Annotated in this window: 19 protein-coding genes; 11 read left to right on the top strand and 8 right to left on the bottom strand. The window is 32.7% G+C overall.

What is annotated here, in order from left to right; all coding sequences use genetic code 11:
- Window positions 1-21: 21 nt before the first annotated feature.
- The 3 genes from BUB82_RS03665 to recR form a co-directional block, all read right to left on the bottom strand.
- Window positions 22-1344 carry a dihydrolipoamide acetyltransferase family protein gene (locus BUB82_RS03665; protein WP_073192087.1) on the bottom strand — a complete coding sequence of 441 codons (1323 nt, stop codon included), beginning with the start codon at window positions 1342-1344 and terminating at the stop codon, window positions 22-24.
- Between the two features lie 77 nt (window positions 1345-1421).
- Window positions 1422-2543 (bottom strand): glycosyltransferase family 2 protein, encoded by a 1122-nt coding sequence (locus BUB82_RS03660; RefSeq protein WP_073192086.1) that lies wholly within the window; start codon window positions 2541-2543, stop codon window positions 1422-1424.
- Between the two features lie 2 nt (window positions 2544-2545).
- On the bottom strand, window positions 2546-3163 hold the full coding sequence (gene recR / locus BUB82_RS03655; protein ID WP_073192084.1) for a recombination mediator RecR: 618 nt from the start codon (window positions 3161-3163) through the stop codon (window positions 2546-2548).
- 84 nt (window positions 3164-3247) lie between these two features.
- On the opposite strand from recR, the gene BUB82_RS03650 reads away from it, so the two are divergent.
- Complete coding sequence (locus tag BUB82_RS03650; protein ID WP_073192082.1) at window positions 3248-4702, top strand: sodium:solute symporter; 1455 nt, start codon at window positions 3248-3250, stop codon at window positions 4700-4702.
- Here the strand turns inward: BUB82_RS03650 and BUB82_RS03645 are convergent.
- Entirely contained in the window at window positions 4667-5041 is a 375-nt protein-coding gene (locus BUB82_RS03645) for a CoA-binding protein (RefSeq protein WP_073192080.1), read from the bottom strand. The genes BUB82_RS03650 and BUB82_RS03645 overlap by 36 nt on opposite strands.
- A 263-nt stretch (window positions 5042-5304) precedes the next feature.
- Between BUB82_RS03645 and BUB82_RS03640 the strand changes: the two genes are divergently transcribed.
- Together BUB82_RS03640 and BUB82_RS03635 are read left to right on the top strand one after the other, a co-directional pair.
- A complete protein-coding gene (locus tag BUB82_RS03640; RefSeq protein WP_143185638.1) occupies window positions 5305-5739 on the top strand; it encodes a hypothetical protein in 435 nt (144 codons plus the stop codon).
- Window positions 5740-5762: 23 nt separating this feature from the next.
- Window positions 5763-6350, top strand: coding sequence for a globin family protein (locus tag BUB82_RS03635; RefSeq protein ID WP_073192076.1), 588 nt, complete (start codon window positions 5763-5765; stop codon window positions 6348-6350).
- A gap of 58 nt (window positions 6351-6408) precedes the next feature.
- Here BUB82_RS03635 and BUB82_RS03630 read toward each other — a convergent pair whose 3' ends face one another.
- The 3 genes from BUB82_RS03630 to BUB82_RS03620 form a co-directional block, all read right to left on the bottom strand.
- Window positions 6409-7416: a 3-oxoacyl-ACP synthase III family protein gene (locus BUB82_RS03630; protein WP_073192073.1), complete on the bottom strand. Its 1008-nt coding sequence runs from the start codon at window positions 7414-7416 to the stop codon at window positions 6409-6411.
- Window positions 7417-7543: 127 nt separating this feature from the next.
- Window positions 7544-8851, bottom strand: coding sequence for an ABC1 kinase family protein (locus tag BUB82_RS03625; RefSeq protein WP_073192072.1), 1308 nt, complete (start codon window positions 8849-8851; stop codon window positions 7544-7546).
- On the bottom strand, window positions 8852-9523 hold the full coding sequence (locus tag BUB82_RS03620; protein WP_073192070.1) for a TetR family transcriptional regulator C-terminal domain-containing protein: 672 nt from the start codon (window positions 9521-9523) through the stop codon (window positions 8852-8854).
- Between the two features lie 157 nt (window positions 9524-9680).
- Here BUB82_RS03620 and htpG point away from each other — a divergent pair, with 157 nt between their 5' ends.
- The 8 genes from htpG to BUB82_RS03580 all read left to right on the top strand — a co-directional run bounded on the left by htpG (window position 9681) and on the right by BUB82_RS03580 (window position 17481).
- A complete protein-coding gene (htpG, locus tag BUB82_RS03615; protein WP_073192068.1) occupies window positions 9681-11585 on the top strand; it encodes a molecular chaperone HtpG in 1905 nt (634 codons plus the stop codon).
- Window positions 11586-11682: 97 nt separating this feature from the next.
- A complete protein-coding gene (locus BUB82_RS03610) occupies window positions 11683-12501 on the top strand; it encodes a DUF6503 family protein (protein WP_073192066.1) in 819 nt (272 codons plus the stop codon).
- A 79-nt stretch (window positions 12502-12580) separates the two neighbouring features.
- Window positions 12581-14527, top strand: a complete 1947-nt coding sequence (gene thrS, locus BUB82_RS03605; protein WP_073192065.1) for a threonine--tRNA ligase — start codon at window positions 12581-12583, stop codon at window positions 14525-14527.
- 19 nt (window positions 14528-14546) lie between these two features.
- Entirely contained in the window at window positions 14547-15107 is a 561-nt protein-coding gene (gene infC, locus BUB82_RS03600) for a translation initiation factor IF-3 (RefSeq protein WP_073192063.1), read from the top strand.
- A gap of 32 nt (window positions 15108-15139) precedes the next feature.
- A complete protein-coding gene (gene rpmI, locus BUB82_RS03595) occupies window positions 15140-15337 on the top strand; it encodes a 50S ribosomal protein L35 (RefSeq protein WP_073192061.1) in 198 nt (65 codons plus the stop codon).
- A gap of 92 nt (window positions 15338-15429) precedes the next feature.
- Entirely contained in the window at window positions 15430-15774 is a 345-nt protein-coding gene (gene rplT, locus BUB82_RS03590) for a 50S ribosomal protein L20 (protein WP_073192059.1), read from the top strand.
- A gap of 75 nt (window positions 15775-15849) precedes the next feature.
- Window positions 15850-16626, top strand: a complete 777-nt coding sequence (locus BUB82_RS03585; RefSeq protein WP_073192058.1) for a helical backbone metal receptor — start codon at window positions 15850-15852, stop codon at window positions 16624-16626.
- Between the two features lie 69 nt (window positions 16627-16695).
- Entirely contained in the window at window positions 16696-17481 is a 786-nt protein-coding gene (locus BUB82_RS03580) for an alpha/beta fold hydrolase (RefSeq protein ID WP_073192056.1), read from the top strand.
- On the opposite strand, the gene BUB82_RS03575 is transcribed toward BUB82_RS03580, so the two are convergent.
- The gene (locus BUB82_RS03575) at window positions 17478-18185 is read right to left on the bottom strand and encodes a DUF4197 domain-containing protein (protein ID WP_073192054.1); all 708 of its coding nucleotides are present in this window, start codon (window positions 18183-18185) and stop codon (window positions 17478-17480) included. The two genes, BUB82_RS03580 and BUB82_RS03575, sit on opposite strands and share 4 nt — an antisense overlap.
- Window positions 18186-18258: the final 73 nt, after the last annotated feature.

The following is an 18258-nucleotide window of genomic DNA, read 5'->3' as shown; positions in this document are numbered from 1 at the left end:
TTAATTTATTATTGTTTGGTTTTAAACGGTTCTATTAGTATCAAAAGATTCTAAATACTGAGCAACTCTTTGTACAAATTGTCCGCCTAACGCACCATTAACAACTCTATGATCATAACTGTGTGATAAAAACATTTTGTGTCTAATACCAATAAAATCACCTTCTGGTGTTTCAATAACAGCAGGAACTTTTCTGATAGCGCCTAAGGCTAAAATTCCAACCTGTGGTTGATTAATAATAGGTGTACCTAAAACGCTTCCAAATGTTCCAACATTAGTAACTGTATAGGTTCCCCCTTGTGTTTCATCTGGTTTTAGTTTGCCAATTCTCGCTCGGTTTGCTAGATCATTAACTTGTTTAGCCATGCCTAATAAGTTCAATTGATCTGCATCCTTAATTACGGGTACAATTAAATCACCATTTGGCAAAGCTGCAGCCATTCCTAAATTGATATGCTTTTTCTTAACAATCTGATCCCCATGTACAGAAATGTTAATCATTGGGAAGTCTTTAATTGCTTTAGCAACTGCTTCCATAAAAATAGGAGTAAAGGTTAGTTTTTCACCTTCACGTTCTTGAAATGCTTGTTTATGTTTATTTCTCCAATTCCAAATATTGGTCACATCAACTTCAATAAAAGACTGAACGTGTGCCGAAGTTTGCTTACTGGCTACCATGTGACTAGCAATTAATTTGCCCATTCGTGACATCTCAATAACCTCATCCTCAGCGTTAATGTTAACAGGTGTTTCAGCTTTAGGTAATGTTTTTGAAGCTGTAGTTTTTGTGGTCGTTTGTTTGGTTTTCTGAGGTGCTTGATCTTTGTTTTTTACATAAGCTAGCATATCTTCTTTAGTGACGCGACCTTCTAAGCCTGAACCTTCAATTTGTTCAAGTTCTTCTAGAGAAATGCTTTCTTCTTTAGCAATGTTTTTTACTAAAGGAGAATAAAAACGAGATGCATCAGAAAAACTAGTTGAAGAATTGCTAACTGAAGATTTAACTTGAGACATTTCATTTTCAAGTTCAGCAGCTTCAGAATTTTCTGAGCTTATTTCAGTTTCATTTGAAGTTTCTTCGCTTATGTCGTTGTCACCTTCACCTTCAACATCTATAATTGCAATCGTTTGTCCAACTTCAACAACATCATCAACTTCAAAGCGTTTTTCAACTAATACACCATCAACTTCACTAGGTACTTCAGAGTCAACTTTATCAGTTGCAATTTCTAAAACGGCTTCATCAGCTTCAATGCTATCGCCAATTTCTTTCAACCAGTTAGTGATGGTTGCTTCTGCAACGCTTTCACCCATTTTAGGAAGTTTGAGTTCTATCTTTGCCATATTTTTAATGTAATTCTATTTTTTGAATATAAAATTGCGAATTTACTAAAAAAACGCCATTTATGGTTTAAATTTTGTTACAAATCTAAATGTAAAACCTCGCCTTGAGACTCATTAGAGTCACTTCCCACACAAAATTCACCTTGTTTTGGCTTGATTCTATAATTTAAATTATAGTCTTGCCAAGATAATATTTTTTCTATAATTGATTGATAGCTTAGTGCACTTGCATCAAATATAATTGTTTTATACTCAGTTAATAAGTCTTTATTTATGGCGATTGTGTCACTAAATGTAATATTTTCAAAACTTTTTTTAAGTGAATTAAATTCTGAAACTTGCTTAGTTATGATGAGTGCTTTTTGTTTTTTTGAGCTTAATTTTTGAGCTTTCGGTTGCCTTGGTGCTATGCTAATTAACAGTTTTAGCGCTAATATTAAACTTAAATTTATAACCGGATTAGAATAATATTTCTTATAAAACAATAGCATAGCCCCATAAAAGCGTTTGTAATAAGTTTTGTTTTTCTGAGTGCTTTCGCCCTTAAAATGAATTGAGCTTAATTTTCCGTAGTAATAATTCTTGAGTCCTTTTTGAAGTAATTGATAGCTAAAATCAATATCCTCACCGTACATAAAATAACGTTCGTCAAAACCCTTAATAGCTTGATAATGTTCTTTTTCTAAGAACATAAATGCGCCAACTAAAATTGAGGTTACACCGTTTTGGTTAGGTTTAAAAGAAGTATCATAATAATTTGACTTTAAACCTAGAAGCTTACTTAAAGCTACTATTGGTGTTGGGACTTGACGTTTAGATTCTGGAAGAAATTTTCCCTTTCCGTCAATTAGTCGGGTACCAATAGCACCAATATTTGGAGTGTTTTCTTTGAAGTGAATTAACTCTTTAAAACAATTTTCAGTTACAACTGTATCTGGGTTAAGGATGCATAAATATTTTCCTTTGGTATTTTTTACCGCTTGATTGTAAGCTTTTGAAAAACCTAAATTTTTAGAATTAGCAATACATATGGTTTCTGGGAAATGTTGCTTTGCTAAAGTTAAGCTATGGTCTTGTGAGTTATTATCTATTACAATAACTTCAGCTTTGATCTCTTTTATAGCTTCATAAACACTATCAAGGCATAGTAAAAGATAATAGGGAACTTTATAGTTTAATATGACTATACTTAGCTTCACAGTTAATTTTTAAGAGAATTTTCAAACGGAATACGGTTAGTTATACTTCTTCCAAGGGTTACTTCATCTGCAAACTCGAGCTCATCACCAACCGAAATTCCTCTTGCTATTGTAGAAGTTTTAATTTTATTTTCTTCAATTTGTTTATAAATGTAAAAGTTAGTCGTGTCGCCTTCCATTGTACTGCTTAAGGCAAAAATAAGTTCGTTGACTTTACCTTGTTGTACTTTTTCAACCAAAGGAGAAATGTTTAAATCGTTAGGTCCAATACCTTCAATCGGATTAATTTTACCATTTAAGATGTGATATACTCCGCGGTATTGCTCCGTATTTTCAATGGCCATAACATCTCTAATATCTTCAACAACACAAATAATAGATTGGTCTCGTTTAGGGTTAGAACAGATTTCGCAAATGTCTTGGTCTGAAATATTTGAGCAGTTTTTACAACGTTTGATTTTGGTTTTTACATCGATTAGGGCTTTAGCTAAATCGGTCGTGACCTCTTGGTCTTGATTAAGTAAATGTAGTACAAGTCGTAATGCAGTACGTTTACCAATCCCAGGTAAAAAACTGACTTCATCGACGGCATTTTGTAATAATTTAGAAGAAAACTCCATCTTTACTTTTTAATTTTGCTTCAATTGGTAAAGTTAATTTTTTAATCTTAGATATTTCTTAATTTAGCCAACTAAACTCAGCTTATGCAACCTAGTTTTGTTTTGGCTATTATTGCCGTTTATTTTGGTGTTTTAGTGGTTATTTCTTATTTGACAAGTCGCACGTCATTGGTAAACTCTAATTCTGATTTTTTTGTAGCTAATCGGCAGTCGCCTTGGTATTTGGTTGCTTTTGGAATGATTGGCGCGTCTTTAAGTGGTATTACTTTTATTTCTATTCCTGGTACAGTAGAAAATTCTGGTTTTGGTTATTTTCAAGTCGTTTTAGGTTACACGATTGGTTATGCCGTTATAAGTTTGGTTTTGTTACCATTGTATTATAAGCTAAATCTAACCTCAATTTATACTTATTTAGAACAGCGTTTTGGAAGGAATGCCTACGTTACTGGCGCTAGTTTTTTCGTACTATCACGCTTAGTCGGCGCGAGTTTTAGATTATTTTTAGTAGCAAATGTTTTGCAACTTATTGTTTTTGATGCACTTGGTGTACCTTATTATATAACGGTTAGTTTGACTATTATTTTAATTTGGTTGTACACTTTCAAAAGTGGAATTAAAACAATAGTTTGGACAGATACCTTGCAAACTTTTTTTATGTTATTAGCTTTAGTTTTAGCTATTGTAATGCTAGGTGACTCACTTGACCTTGACCATACAAATATCTTAGCTTATTTAGATGCACAGCCAAATTTCAAAATATTTTATTTTGATGATATCTATAGCAGTAATTATTTTATTAAACAGTTTGTTTCGGGCGTGTTTATTGCTATTGTCATGACAGGTTTAGATCAAGATATGATGCAAAAGAATTTAACTTGTCGGAATTTAAAGGATGCTCAAAAAAATGTATTTTGGTTTACAATAGTTCTCACTATTGTTAATTTTTTATTTCTCTTTTTAGGTTTATTACTATTTAGTTACGCGAAAATTAATGGAATTACAGCGGTTGGTGATGAACTTTTTCCTGAGATTGCTACCTCAGGAGAACTTGGTTTTGCGCTAGCTTTATTTTTTGTAGTTGGTTTAATTGCAGCGGCTTATTCAAGTGCAGATTCTGCATTAACATCATTAACCACTTCAATAAGTGTAGATTTATTACAAATTCAGAAGCGTTTTACAATGAAACAGCAAGTTGTAATACGAAAGCGTGTTCATGTTTTGGTTGCTGTCATTTTAATTGGTATAATGATGATTTATAAATATGCTATCACTGATACAAGCATCATTAATTCACTATTTGAATTTGCAGGTTACACTTATGGTCCATTACTTGGCTTATATAGCTTCGGATTGTTTACTCGAATGAAAGCAAGAGATTTATATATACCATATATTGCTATTTTATCACCTATTTTAACTTACATGATTAGTTTGTTTTTAAGCTATTATTTCAGTTTTGAACTCGGTTTTTTTGTACTAATCGTTAATGGACTGTTGAGTTTTTTAGGACTTGTATTGGCCAGTTTTAAGCATGACTAAGGTACAAGCGTGCACTACTTTAATATCATTTTTAGCTAGTAAATTTTCTAGTTCAGGATTTTGCGTGCCAGGATTAAAAATGACTCGTCTTGGGTTAAGTTGAAGTAAATAATCGTAAAAACCAATTTGATTTTTAGCACTTAAATAGAGTGTAACGGTATCAATATCTGAAAATACTTTTTTGTCTTTATGAATTTTTACGCCGTTAATTTCTGCTTCTTTTAAGCCTACACCAACAACAGGGTAATTACGCTTTACTAAACTTTCTAATGCTAAATAAGCATATCGATTGGGATTAGTTGTAGCGCCGATAATTAATGTTGTGTGTTTTGTTTCCATTCTGTCAAATTTATTTAAGAATTGTTTTAGCCGATGTTAAACTCTGTTAATACTTGTAACAAAGGAATGTTTCTTGCGTTTAATAAATAAGTTTATTAATTTATTTGAATTAGCCTTCATAAATTTAATATATCTAAATATCAAGGAGTTAAATATTATTTTAACTCCTTTTTTTATTTCTTTATAGGTTTATTATAAAAAAAAATAAACCGCCTAGCAATTATACTCGTATATATAATTAGTTAAGAAAAAAATCACAACTTATGAATATACGAAAGTTATTAAAGCGCACTCTGATTGGGCTTTTTGCTAGCCTTTTTATTATGGTTTTTGTTCTGATAATTCATATCTTAAACGTTACTCCAGAATCAATAGATAATCCTACACTTCAAATTAGTCGAATAGATTTTGAGACTTCATTAGACAGAAATGAAGAAAATCAAATAAAATCGCAATTAAAATCTCTTTCAGCAGTTAAGTCTTGGAGAATTAATAAAGAAACAGGCGTTCTAGTTTTTTTTCATGATAATCGGTATTTAGAATCGCAAGATGTAGCTTCCCACATAGACGTAAACACTAAACTCAATCCTAAACTATATAAATTACCTGATAGTCTTGCACAGAAAAAAGTTTGCCCTGTCAATCAAGATAGCTTTGCTTATCACTTTTCTAAAGGCGTCCAACGAATTTTTAATTAATATTAATCCTAAATATTTTGATTATGGCTAACTACAAAAAAAGTTTATTAACCTTACTAGCTGTTGCAGGCATGTTTACTGCTTGTAGCGATGACGACGATGCTAACAATACCGTAACAGAGCAAACGCTTTACGATAAACTAGGAGGAACTACCATGGTAACCGATCCAAATGATCCTAATAAAATGATAGAGCAAGGAAGACTAAGTTATCGCTCAGTTGTTGATTCTACTATTGTTTTAATTGTATCTGATGTCATAGCTGAAGAAGAAGGTAATTTAGGAACTTATTTTGCGCCTATTTTAGCTGAAGTATCTGCTGGTAATAATACAAACGTTGCAGTTTTAAGCGATAATCTAACCGATTTTTTCTCAGCCAATACAGGTGGTGGAGATACGAATACTTACAACGGTTTAAACATGGTAGCAGCACATGATCCAGAACAAAATCCTAGAATGGGCGCTAAAGCTGATAATGCAGACTATGATAAATTTGTTGGCTATGTAGGTCAAGCAGCTGCCTTAAATGGTGTAACTGACACAGAAATAATTAATGAGGTTGTTGAAGTACTTGAATCAATTAGAGAGCCTATTGTTCAAGATCCCCAATAATGTTTTGTTTTTGTTGTTTTTGATTAAAGGGATGGTTTTTATCATCCCTTTTTTTATTTTAAACCCAACGAATTAAAGCACTTCCCCAAGTAAAGCCGCTTCCAAAAGCTGCTAAAACAACTAAATCTCCAGAATTAATTTTTCCATTTTCCCATGCTTCAGTTAAAGCAATAGGTATAGAAGCGGCAGTGGTATTGCCATATTTCTGAATATTATTGTAAACCTGGTCATCATTCAATTTGAATTTTTTCTGAATAAATTGAGAAATTCTTAAATTAGCTTGATGTGGAATAAACATATCGATATCTGAAGCTTTTAAGTTATTCGCTTGAAGTCCTTCGTTTATAACTTCAGCAAATCGAACTACCGCGTTTTTAAAAACCAATTGACCATTCATGTAGGGATAATAAGGAATGTTTTCTTGAGGGTTTTCTTTAATAATTTGTGGAACCCAATATTCGGTTGATGGACCAATCAGGGAAAGTTCTTTAGCAAACTTACCTTCTGAATGTAAGTGTGTCGATAAAATTTTACCTTTACTTTCACTTCTGCTAATTATTGCAGCACCAGCACCATCTCCAAATATTACCGAAACATTTCTTCCTCGTGTTGTAAAATCTAAACCACCACTATGATTTTCACTTCCAATCAATAAAATATTTTTATACATGCCTGTTTTAATAAACTGGTCAGCCACCGAAATCCCGTAAATAAATCCACTGCATTGGTTTCTAATATCTAAGGCAGGACAGGTTTCTATTTCTAAAATATCTTGTACTTGAACACCACAACCTGGAAAATAATAATCCGGGCTTAAGGTGGCAAAAATAATTAAATCAATGTCACTTTTATCAATTCCAGCACGTTCTATTGCAATTTTAGCTGCTTTGGCGCCCATTGTTGCAGTAGAGTCACCTGCGTTTTTCTTGATGTGGCGTCGCTCTTTAATTCCTGTTCTTTCCTGAATCCATTCATCACTAGTGTCCATGATTTTAGATAAATCCTCATTAGTAACAACTTGTTCAGGTAAGTATTTACCGAGTCCTTTTATCGTTGAATTATACATTTGTATCGCTTTTTTATTGCAATATACGTAAAATGAAAACTTTTTATTATTAATAAAACAAAAAGAAAACGCCCAAATTGCGATAAATTTAAGGGCGTTTTCCCAACCAACCTAACCAATAAAACTTTTATATGTATTTTTTGTAATCATTTATAGAGACTTTGGCTTTTAAGTCATTTAGTAAATTATAAAGACCGAAGAACGTTCTATTGATGTATAAGAAATGTTTACTACCACGATTACCATTCATTTTTCTCAATTCTTTGTCACTAGAATATTTTTCGCTTAAATTTGAAACTTGTTGCCAAAAATCATCATCACCAAAATCAAATTCTTCACTATGGAATGGTTTTGTAAATAAACTCAACATTTCATGAAATAATTTTGAGAAGTAAGCGACTTCATTTGGTTGATCATCATCGCGTAATATTTCGAGTTCTCTTAATTTAGTTTTAAAAAATTCAGGATCATTAATATTTTCAGGAACAGCAAGTTCAAAATACGGTGTGTAAAACTGGTTTGGAATTACTTTTATACAACCAAAATCTATAGCAATTAAATCATAGTCTTTATTGATTAAAAAGTTTCCAGGATGAGGATCTGCGTGAACTTCTTTAAGGTGATGAATTTGAAACATGTAGAAGTTCCACAAGGCTTGGCCAATTTTGTTACCTTGTTCTTGTGTAAAATCAGTTTTTGTAAATTCACTTAAATGTTGTCCGTGCATCCAATCCATTGTGATGATGCGCTCACTTGAAAGCTCCGGATAGTATTGTGGAAATTTAAGATGAGGAATAGCATTGCAAGCTTCAGAAATTCGTTGACTTTGTTCAACTTCTAAAATATAGTCAGTTTCTTCAAGAAGTTTATCTTCAATTTCTTTGAAATATTTATCAGAATCCTTCCCTTTAATGTTAAACATCCGCATGGCAATAGGTTTTACCATTGCTAAATCTGAACCTATACTGTCAGCCACACCAGGATACTGTATTTTAACAGCTAATTCACGACCATCTTTAGTTGCTTTGTGAACTTGCCCAATACTGGCTGCATTAACCGAATCTTTGGTGAATTCATCAAAAATTTCTTCGGGATATTGGTCCAAATATTTTTTAAATGTTTTTCTAACTAATGGTGCTGATAGTGGCGGAACGCTAAATTGTGACAAGCTAAATTTTTCAACATAAGCGTCTGGCAGTAGGCTTTTTTCCATTGATAGCATTTGTGCTACCTTAAGCGCACTACCTTTTAAGCTTTTTAAACTGTCGTAAATATCACTTGCATTACTTTGATCAAGTTCTTCACGTGTAGTTGCAGGATTGAATGTCTTTTTGCTGTAATATTTAAGGTAGTTTTTACCAATTTTTGCACCGGTAGAAACTAGCTTTGAAGTTCTACTTAACTTACTTGTTGGTATTTTGTCTAATGTTTTCATCTAAGATTTTACAACTTCTTTATATATAAATTTACCAAAATCAAATACCTTGTCAAGCGGTGTATTATCAAATACATCAAATATGGTATTAACAGATTTTTCTATAGCAACATCTGTTTTTTCAAAATTAGCAGAGTTGTCATCCTTCCAGAATTTCAATAAGAATAAAAATTGAATCCAAGCACCTTCAGAATATAACTTAGTATTTTTCTGAAGTATTTTATTTTGCTTTTCATCATTATCATCTTCAATTAGTTCAGAAGCAAAACCTTTAATGTGTTTTCTTAATTCTTTGAGTTGCTCTAAATTTTTTAATTGATCATTATGTTCTTCTAAAACATATAAAATGTAGCTCCTATTGGCCGTAAAAATTTCAAATAAAGTGTAAAAGAAAGTAAGCATTTTTTCACGGCTGCTGTATGCATCAACTTCTTCATTATTATCGAGGAGTTGTGAAGCATTTAAATAAAATTGCGTCCAGATGTCCTGACGTAATGCTTTAATGCTTCCGTAAAATTGATAAAAATCTTGCTCTTTAAAATTATTATTCTTAGCAAACTTATAAACCGACTTAGGATGCGTTTCATGCTCTATAACATGATCCATATAAAAACTTAGTAAATCGTGTTTAGATAATTTCTTTTTTGTCTTAGATGATGTCTTTGTGGCCATAATTTTAGCTTTTTACAAAGATAAAACGTGTTTAATTTTTTTACGTTAACTTTAAACAAAATCTTTTGTTAAATCTGATTGTCACTTTCTGGTGTCAAGTTGTCATATATTCTATCTTGGTATTTACTTTGCCATAGTTGATTTAAAATTAACAATTATGTCAAAAGGTAATATTAACGTTTCAGTCGAAAATATTTTTCCACTGATTAAGAAATTTTTATACAGCGATCACGAAATCTTCTTACGTGAATTAATTTCAAACGCAACTGATGCCACATTAAAACTAAAGCATTTAGCCAGAATTGGCGAGGCTAAGATCGAAATTGGCAACCCGCAAATTGAAGTTAAAGTCAATAAAGACAATAAAACACTACATATTATTGACCAAGGTGTTGGGATGACACAAGATGAAGTGAAAAAGTACATTAATGAAGTGGCTTTCTCTGGCGCTGAAGAATTCCTTGAAAAATATAAAGATTCTGAAGCTAAAGAAACCGGTATTATCGGACATTTTGGTTTAGGTTTCTATTCAGCGTTTATGGTGGCTAAAAAAGTTGAAATCTTTACCAAATCATGGAAAGATGAACCTGCAGCTCATTGGACTTGCGAAGGGACAACCGAGTTTAGCCTTGAAGAACACAATAGGAAAGATCGCGGTACCGAAATTGTTTTACATATAAATGAAGATGAAGAAGAATTTTTAGAAGAATCTAAAATACGTGAGCTACTTACAAAATACAATAAATTTATGCCAGTGCCTATTAAATTTGGCACCAAAGAAAAAGAGCTTCCAAAAGCTGAAGATGCTCCCGAAGCGTCGGGAGAAGACGAAAAACCTAAAACGGTTACAGTAGATGACATTATCAATAATCCTGACCCAGCTTGGACAAAGCAACCAACCGATTTAGAAGAAGAGGATTATAAAAATTTCTACCGCGAACTCTATCCAATGCAGTTCGAAGAGCCGTTATTTCATATCCACCTTAATGTTGATTATCCATTTAACTTAACTGGAATATTGTATTTCCCTAAGTTAACTAACGATATGTCGGTGCAAAAAGATAAAATTCAACTTTACCAAAATCAAGTCTTTGTAACTGACAATGTAGAAGGCATAGTTCCTGAATTTTTAACCATGTTGCGCGGTGTGATCGATTCGCCAGATATCCCATTAAATGTTTCACGTTCTTACTTACAAGCCGATGGTGCTGTTAAGAAAATATCTAGTTACATCACGCGTAAAGTCGCCGATAAATTAAAATCGCTTTTCAATAATGATCGTGAAGATTTTGAAAAGAAATGGAACGATATTAAAGTCGTAATTGAATATGGAATGCTGACCGAGGACAAATTTTATGACAAAGCACAAAAATTTGCCTTATATCCATCTGTTGATAATAAATTTTACACTTACGAAGAGTTAGAGGCTAAAATCAAAGACAATCAAACAGATAAAGATGATAAGTTAGTTATTCTATATGCTTCAAATAAAGAAGAACAACACAGTAACATCAAAGCTGCGCAGGATAAAGGTTATGAAGTTTTATTGCTCGATTCACCAATTGTATCACACTTAATTCAAAAAATTGAAAGTTCAAAAGAACAAAAAGTCAGTTTTGTGCGTGTTGATAGCGACCATGTAGATAATTTAATTAAAAAGGAAGATGAGCAAGTTTCTAAACTTTCAGATGAAGAAAAAGAAAAACTCAAAGAAAGTTATGAAGCTGTTGCACCAAAAGAAAAATATACCGTTCAGGTTGAAGCTTTAGATTCAAATTCGGCGCCAGTTATGATTACGCAACCAGAATTTATGCGACGTATGAAAGAAATGCAGCAAACCGGTGGCGGCGGCATGTTTGGTATGGGCAACATGCCAGAAATGCATAACTTGGTTGTTAATGCCAATCATCCGTTGGCTTCAGAAATTTTAGGTATCGAAAAAGATGAAGATAAGCAGTCTAAAATCAAACAAGCTTTAGATTTAGCCAAACTTGCTCAAGGCTTATTAAAAGGAGAAGATTTAACCAATTTCGTGAACCGAAGTTTTGAGACTATTAAGTAATTATCGCCTTTAAAATTGAAAAAAAGCTGTTTGGCAAGTCATTGTTAAACAGCTTTTTTATTTTTACTAAAAAGAAACAGTATTAAAAATATCGAGCGTGAAAAATATTCAACTCTTTGGGTTATTAATTGTAGTCTGCCTAGCTTGTAACAGCACATCAAAAAAAGAACCTCAGAAAGCATCAGAAAATGTAGAAGCTACTGAGCCAAAACCAGCATCTAAAGTTCAACAGTTGGTGAATAACATTCAGCACAGCCATAATGTTGACGCCTTCAAAAATCATGAAGCTATTCAGTTTAATCTAAAACTTCAATGGGGTCAGGAAAAGCACCTTGATGCTAAAATTAGTATGACTACAAATTCTTCAAAAGTAGTTTTAGAAACTTCAGAAGGTGTTTCAGTCTATTATGATCAAGGTCAGTTTTATCAATTTCCATCTTCAACTAATTATACATCGGCACGATTTGATGTGTTAACTTGGTCTTATTTTTTTGCTATGCCATTTAAACTTGATGATGAAGGAACGCAGTGGCAAAATTTAGGTGTAAAAAGCCTTCAGGATAAAACTTATAATTCGGCTAAACTCAGTTTTGAGCCCCAAACAGGTGATGCCCCAGATGATTGGTATGTGATTTACGCAAACCCCAAAACACACTTGTTAAAAGCAGCCGCCTATATAGTCACCCACAATAAAAATATTCAAAAAGCGGAAGAAACACCACATGCTATTGTGTACAATAGTTATTTTAGCTTAGATAAAGTGCCGTTTGCGAGCCAGTGGAAGTTTTATAATTGGTCTTCAGAAAAAGGTATTTATGGTGCGCCAATTGGTAAGGCAAATATTAGAAACCTAAAGTTTATTTCGACAAGTCATCCCGTTTTTAATCGCCCTGAACAAGCCAAACAAATTAACTAATTAAGACTTAAAGTAAACCACTTATTAAAAAACTTGTCAACAAGATTTTACTCAGTATCTTTGCCAAAAATTTATATTCATGATTAATATTACATTACCAGATGCTAGCGTGAAGTCATTTGAAAAAGGAACAACGCCTTTTCAAGTAGCGCAAAGCATCAGCGAAGGTTTAGCAAGGCAAGTTATATCAGCAAAGTTTAATAACGAAACTGTAGAGACCACAACGCCGCTAACCACCGATGGTAGTTTAGTATTATTCACGTTTAAAAATGATGAAGGTAAACAGGCTTTTTGGCATTCAACATCACATGTGATGGCACAAGCTATTCAAGAGCTATATCCGGGCGTAAAGCTAACCATAGGACCTTCAATAGAAAACGGATTTTATTATGATGTTGATTTAGGCGATCATAAAATTTCAGAAAACGATTTTCCGAAGATAGAAAAACGCATGCTTGAAATTGCCCGAGGCAAGCATGATTTTAAGATGAGAGAAGTCTCAAAAGATGAAGCTTTAGAGTTTTATAAAAATGAAGACAATAAGTTTAAAGTAGAACTTATTCAAAATTTAAACGATGGCGATATTACCTTTTGCGATCATGACTCGTTTACAGATTTATGTCGTGGCGGTCACATACCTAACACCGGATTTATAAAAGCGGTGAAATTAATGAGCGTCGCTGGTGCCTACTGGCGAGGCGATGAAAATAATGAGCAATTAACGCGTATTTATGGTATTTCATTTCCAAAGCAAAAAGAATTAAAAGAATATTTAAAACTTCTAGAGGAAGCTAAAAAGCGCGACCATAGAAAACTTGGAAAAGAATTAGGCTTATTTACTTTTTCGCAAAAAGTAGGTCAAGGATTACCTTTATGGTTGCCAAAAGGCGCTGCATTACGGGAACGTTTAGAAAATTTCATGAAAAAAGCCCAGGAAGAAGCTGGCTATGAAGCTGTGGTTTCTCCGCACATCGGGCAAAAAGAATTATATGTAACCTCTGGACATTACGCTAAATATGGTGAAGATAGTTTTCAGCCCATCAAGACGCCAAATGAAGGTGAAGAGTATCTCTTAAAACCGATGAATTGCCCGCATCACTGCGAAATATATAATGCAGAATCTTGGAGTTACAGAGATTTACCAAAACGTTTTGCAGAATTTGGGACTGTTTACCGTTATGAGCAAAGTGGAGAATTGCATGGTTTAACACGTGTTCGTGGTTTTACACAAGATGATGCACATATTTTTTGTACACCAGACCAATTAGATGCTGAGTTTAAAAAAGTGATTGATTTAGTTTTATATGTTTTTGGATCTTTAGGGTTTGAAAACTTTACAGCTCAAGTTTCATTACGTGATCCAGAAAATCAAGAAAAATATATCGGTAGTGAAGAAAACTGGCAAAAAGCTGAAAATGCCATCTTAAACGCAGCCAAAGAAAAAGGCTTAAACTACGTTGTAGAAACAGGTGAAGCCGCATTTTATGGGCCAAAACTTGACTTTATGGTTAAAGATGCTTTAGGAAGACAATGGCAGCTTGGTACAATTCAAGTTGACTATAATTTACCAGAGCGTTTTGAGCTAGAATATAAAGGAAGTGATAACGAGATGCACCGACCTGTGATGATTCATAGAGCGCCATTTGGTAGTATGGAACGTTTTATCGCTATTTTGTTAGAACATACCGCAGGTAATTTCCCACTTTGGTTAATGCCAAAACAAGCTATTGTACTATCAATCAGTGAGAAATATGAAAATTATTCTAAAAAAGTTTTAAGTTTACTTAAAAATAACGAAATTCGCGCCGCAGTTGATCATAGAAGTGAAACCATGGGTAAAAAAATCCGTGATGCTGAAATGGATAAAATACCATATATGATCATTATCGGCGAAAAAGAAATTGAAGTTGATAAAATTGCTGTAAGAAAACACGGTGGTGAGGATTTAGGGCAGATGACAGTTGAAGAATTTGCACAAATTATCAACACTGAAATTAATAGAGATTTAAAAACATTTGAAGTTTAACATTAAAAAATTTTAAGCCATAGCATTAAGAAGAAAAAAATCAAAAGGTTCACCGAGGAGAAAAACAGAAAATCCTCACAGAATTAATAATCATATCAAAGCACCTAAAGTTAGGTTAGTTGGTGATAACGTAGACGTAGATATTTATGATCTCAAAACCGCACTAGCTAAAGCTGAAGAATTAGGCGTTGATTTAGTTGAAATTTCTCCGAAAGCTGATCCGCCTGTTTGTAAGGTGATGGACTACAAAAAGTTTTTGTACGAACAAAAAAAGCGTGAAAAGGCTTTAAAACAAAAGGCATCAAAAGTTGTGGTTAAAGAAATTAGGTTTGGTCCTAATACCGATGATCATGATTATGAATTTAAAAAGAAAAACGCCGAGAAGTTTATAAAAGATGGCGCTAAGTTAAAAGCTTACGTTTTCTTTAAAGGACGCTCGATTGTGTTTAAAGATAAAGGCGAAATTTTATTATTACGTTTAGCAACTGATTTAGAAGAAATTGCTAAAGTAGAACAAATGCCAAAGCTAGAAGGAAAGCGAATGATTATGATGCTAGCACCTTCTGCAAAGAAAAAGTAAGTTACGATTAAATTTATATAAAACAGGATACAATGCCTAAAATGAAAACGAAGTCGAGTGCAAAAAAACGTTTCAAACTTACTGGAACAGGTAAAATAAAACGTAAGCATGCATTCAAAAGTCACATTTTGACTAAAAAGTCTAAAAAGCGTAAATTAAAATTAACGCACAGTGCTTTAGTGCACAAATCTGATGTAGACAGTATAAAAACACAATTACGATTAAAGTAATTGTTTTTATAGGTTTATTAATTATTAATTAATCCATGGAGTACGGCCTCAAAACGATTTTAAATCTGCCTACTACAAAAAAACATTAAATTATGCCAAGATCAACAAACTCAGTAGCGTCTAGAGCAAGACGAAAAAAAATCATGAAGCAAGCTAAAGGTTATTACGGAAGACGTAAAAACGTTTGGACAGTTGCTAAAAATGCAGTCGAAAAAGCAATGTTATATGCTTATAGAGACCGCAAACAAAAGAAAAGAAATTTTAGATCACTTTGGATTGTGAGAATTAATGCCGCTGCAAGAATTCACGGTATGTCATACTCTCAATTTATGGGAAAAGTTAAAAAGCATAATATCGAACTAAACCGTAAAGTTTTAGCCGATTTAGCTGTTAATAATCCAGAAGCTTTTAAAGCTGTTGTAGATCAAGTAAAATAAATTTCTAATCATAAATTTTCGTAACTTATTTAAAGTCTGATTGATTTTTCAATCAGGCTTTTTTAATTTTATAAAATGAAATTATCAGATCAACTTAATCGGTCTTTATCAATTAGCAAAACACCTCAAACAATTGTATGTCTTGTTCCTAGCCTAACAGAACTTTTAGTTGAATTAGGTCTGGAGGATAAATTGGTTGGTGTAACAAAGTTTTGTGTTCACCCTAAGCATATTCGTCATCAAGCGCAAATTATTGGCGGAACAAAGTCTGTTAAGCACCATAAAATTGAACAATTACAGCCTGATTTTATTTTAGCAAATAAAGAAGAGAACACACCTGAGATTGTAAGCGAACTTGAGCAAAACTATAGGGTTTACGTATCGGATATTTCTACAATAGAAGATTTAATTGTTTTAGTTGAAGACTTAAGCCTTATTTTTAAAATTCCAACTAAAGCTAATGCTTTTTTAGAGCTACTTCAGTCAAAGTTTAATGATTTTAAAACAGAAGCTAGCCATTTGTCTTCAGTAGATGTGGCTTATTTTATATGGCGTGAACCTTGGATGGTTGTAGGACATTCAAATTTTATAAATTATATGCTTCAGCTATGTAAGATGAATAATGTTTATCGTGATTTTTCTCGATATCCTGAAGTTGATTTATCTGATATGCCTCAGCTAGATTATGTGTTACTTTCATCTGAACCATTTCCATTTAAAGAACAGCATTTTTCAGAAATTCCTGTAAAATCTGAGCAAATAAAAATTGTAGACGGCGAATATTTTAGTTGGTATGGTAGCCGACTGATAGCGGCTTTTGACTATTTATTAAAGTTAAGGAAGGCATTGTAAACTATAAATTTCTTTTAAATATGATTAGTAAATTTACTTTTGGTCTATATTTACTGAAAATTTTACTTAGTGTTACATCATACCATTTATCGCCACAAATCTTCTAAACAATGGGTTACTTTTGTCCATGGTGCTGGCGGTAGTTCTTCAATATGGTTTAAACAATTAAGAATTTTTAAATCTCACTTTAATATACTATTATTAGACTTGCGCGGTCACGGTCGTTCTAAGCCAAGCCTAAAAGATAGTCTTAAAACCGATTATACCTTTGATGTTATTACACAAGATATTGTTGAGGTTTTAAACCATTGTCAGATTAAAAGTTCACATTTTGTTGGTATTTCCTTAGGGACCATTTTAATTCGTAATCTAGCTGAAAAACATCCTAAACGTGTTCAAAGTATGATTATGGGTGGTGCGGTAATGAAAATGAATGTGAGATCTCGTTTTTTAATGCGAATGGGCGTAATTTTTAAGTCAGTCGTGCCTTATATGATGCTTTATAAATTATTTGCCTTCGTTATTATGCCGCGTAAAAACCATAAAGCTAGTAGAAATTTATTCGTTAGAGAGGCTAAAAAACTCTATCAAAAAGAATTTATTAAGTGGTTTAAATTAACTTCTGAAATTAAACCACTACTTCGATTGTTTCGTCAAAAAGACATTCATATTCCTTCACTATATATCATGGGAGAACAAGACCATTTGTTTTTACCATCAATTGAAAAGTTAGTTCAACATCATCAAATGGCTCAACTTATTGTTGTAAAAAAATGTGGACATGTTGTTAATGTTGAACAGCCTCAAGAATTTAATTTAAAAACAATTAATTTTATAAACGGTTTAACTAATTAGCCGCCAAATACTGTCCTTAAAATATCTGAAGTTCTTGCGTTAAGCTCATTTCTAATGTCTAGTTCTTCTTTTGCAATAGCTTTAAAGACACCTTTAAGTGCTTCTGTAGTAACATAATCTATTAAATCAGGATTGATATCTTTCGTAAACGGTAGGCGGTTATATTTACTCGTTAATTGAGACCAAATTACATCAGCTTTAACTTGATTAAATTTCTCACTAACTATAGGAGACATTTCGTTATAAAGTTGTTGATAGGTGTTTTGCTTTAAATAGCTAGTTGCAGCATTATCATTGCCTTTAATGATATTTATACCATCTTCAACTTTTATGTTTGTAATAGCATCGGTGAAAATCGGAATAGCCTTCTTAGTAGCTTCTTCAGCGGTGCGGTTGAGTGATACAACGGCTTTATCAACTAAATTGTCTAAACCAACAGCGCGTAATTTTCGTTCAACATTTTTTATGTTTTCAGGAAAGCCAATTTTTACCAGTTCGTTATTCAAAAATCCGTTTTCGACAGTAAGTTTTTTAACTTCTTTTCTAACACCGTTTTCGAGTGTCTTTTTAATGGCTTCAACAGCTTGTTGCTCTGTGAAATTAAGCGATTCATCTCCTGAAATAACATCTTTTAACCGGTCAAATTGTGCAAAAGTTGTAAACGTACACAAGGTTAAACAAATAAATAATTGAATTTTTTTCATAACATAAGTTTAGTCTACAAATGTAGATAATTTTTGATAAGCATGCTTAAATGAAAAAATCCTTAATCGGTCG

It is taken from the genome of Psychroflexus salarius (assembly GCF_900129035.1).
GTDB classification, from domain to species: Bacteria; Bacteroidota; Bacteroidia; order Flavobacteriales; family Flavobacteriaceae; genus Psychroflexus; species Psychroflexus salarius.
This window is presented reverse-complemented; position numbering and strand designations above follow the sequence as displayed.

Bases quoted from the DNA above. Each gene is read 5' to 3' on its own strand.
- BUB82_RS03665 (WP_073192087.1), bottom strand. From the start codon at position 1,344: ATGGCAAAGATAGAACTCAAACTTCCTAAAATGGGTGAAAGCGTTGCA.
- recR (WP_073192084.1), bottom strand. From the start codon at position 3,163: ATGGAGTTTTCTTCTAAATTATTACAAAATGCCGTCGATGAAGTCAGT.
- BUB82_RS03650 (WP_073192082.1), top strand. From the start codon at position 3,248: ATGCAACCTAGTTTTGTTTTGGCTATTATTGCCGTTTATTTTGGTGTT.
- BUB82_RS03645 (WP_073192080.1), bottom strand. From the start codon at position 5,041: ATGGAAACAAAACACACAACATTAATTATCGGCGCTACAACTAATCCC.
- BUB82_RS03640 (WP_143185638.1), top strand. From the start codon at position 5,305: ATGAATATACGAAAGTTATTAAAGCGCACTCTGATTGGGCTTTTTGCT.
- BUB82_RS03635 (WP_073192076.1), top strand. From the start codon at position 5,763: ATGGCTAACTACAAAAAAAGTTTATTAACCTTACTAGCTGTTGCAGGC.
- BUB82_RS03630 (WP_073192073.1), bottom strand. From the start codon at position 7,416: ATGTATAATTCAACGATAAAAGGACTCGGTAAATACTTACCTGAACAA.
- BUB82_RS03625 (WP_073192072.1), bottom strand. From the start codon at position 8,851: ATGAAAACATTAGACAAAATACCAACAAGTAAGTTAAGTAGAACTTCA.
- BUB82_RS03620 (WP_073192070.1), bottom strand. From the start codon at position 9,523: ATGGCCACAAAGACATCATCTAAGACAAAAAAGAAATTATCTAAACAC.
- htpG (WP_073192068.1), top strand. From the start codon at position 9,681: ATGTCAAAAGGTAATATTAACGTTTCAGTCGAAAATATTTTTCCACTG.
- thrS (WP_073192065.1), top strand. From the start codon at position 12,581: ATGATTAATATTACATTACCAGATGCTAGCGTGAAGTCATTTGAAAAA.
- rpmI (WP_073192061.1), top strand. From the start codon at position 15,140: ATGCCTAAAATGAAAACGAAGTCGAGTGCAAAAAAACGTTTCAAACTT.
- rplT (WP_073192059.1), top strand. From the start codon at position 15,430: ATGCCAAGATCAACAAACTCAGTAGCGTCTAGAGCAAGACGAAAAAAA.
- BUB82_RS03585 (WP_073192058.1), top strand. From the start codon at position 15,850: ATGAAATTATCAGATCAACTTAATCGGTCTTTATCAATTAGCAAAACA.
- BUB82_RS03575 (WP_073192054.1), bottom strand. From the start codon at position 18,185: ATGAAAAAAATTCAATTATTTATTTGTTTAACCTTGTGTACGTTTACA.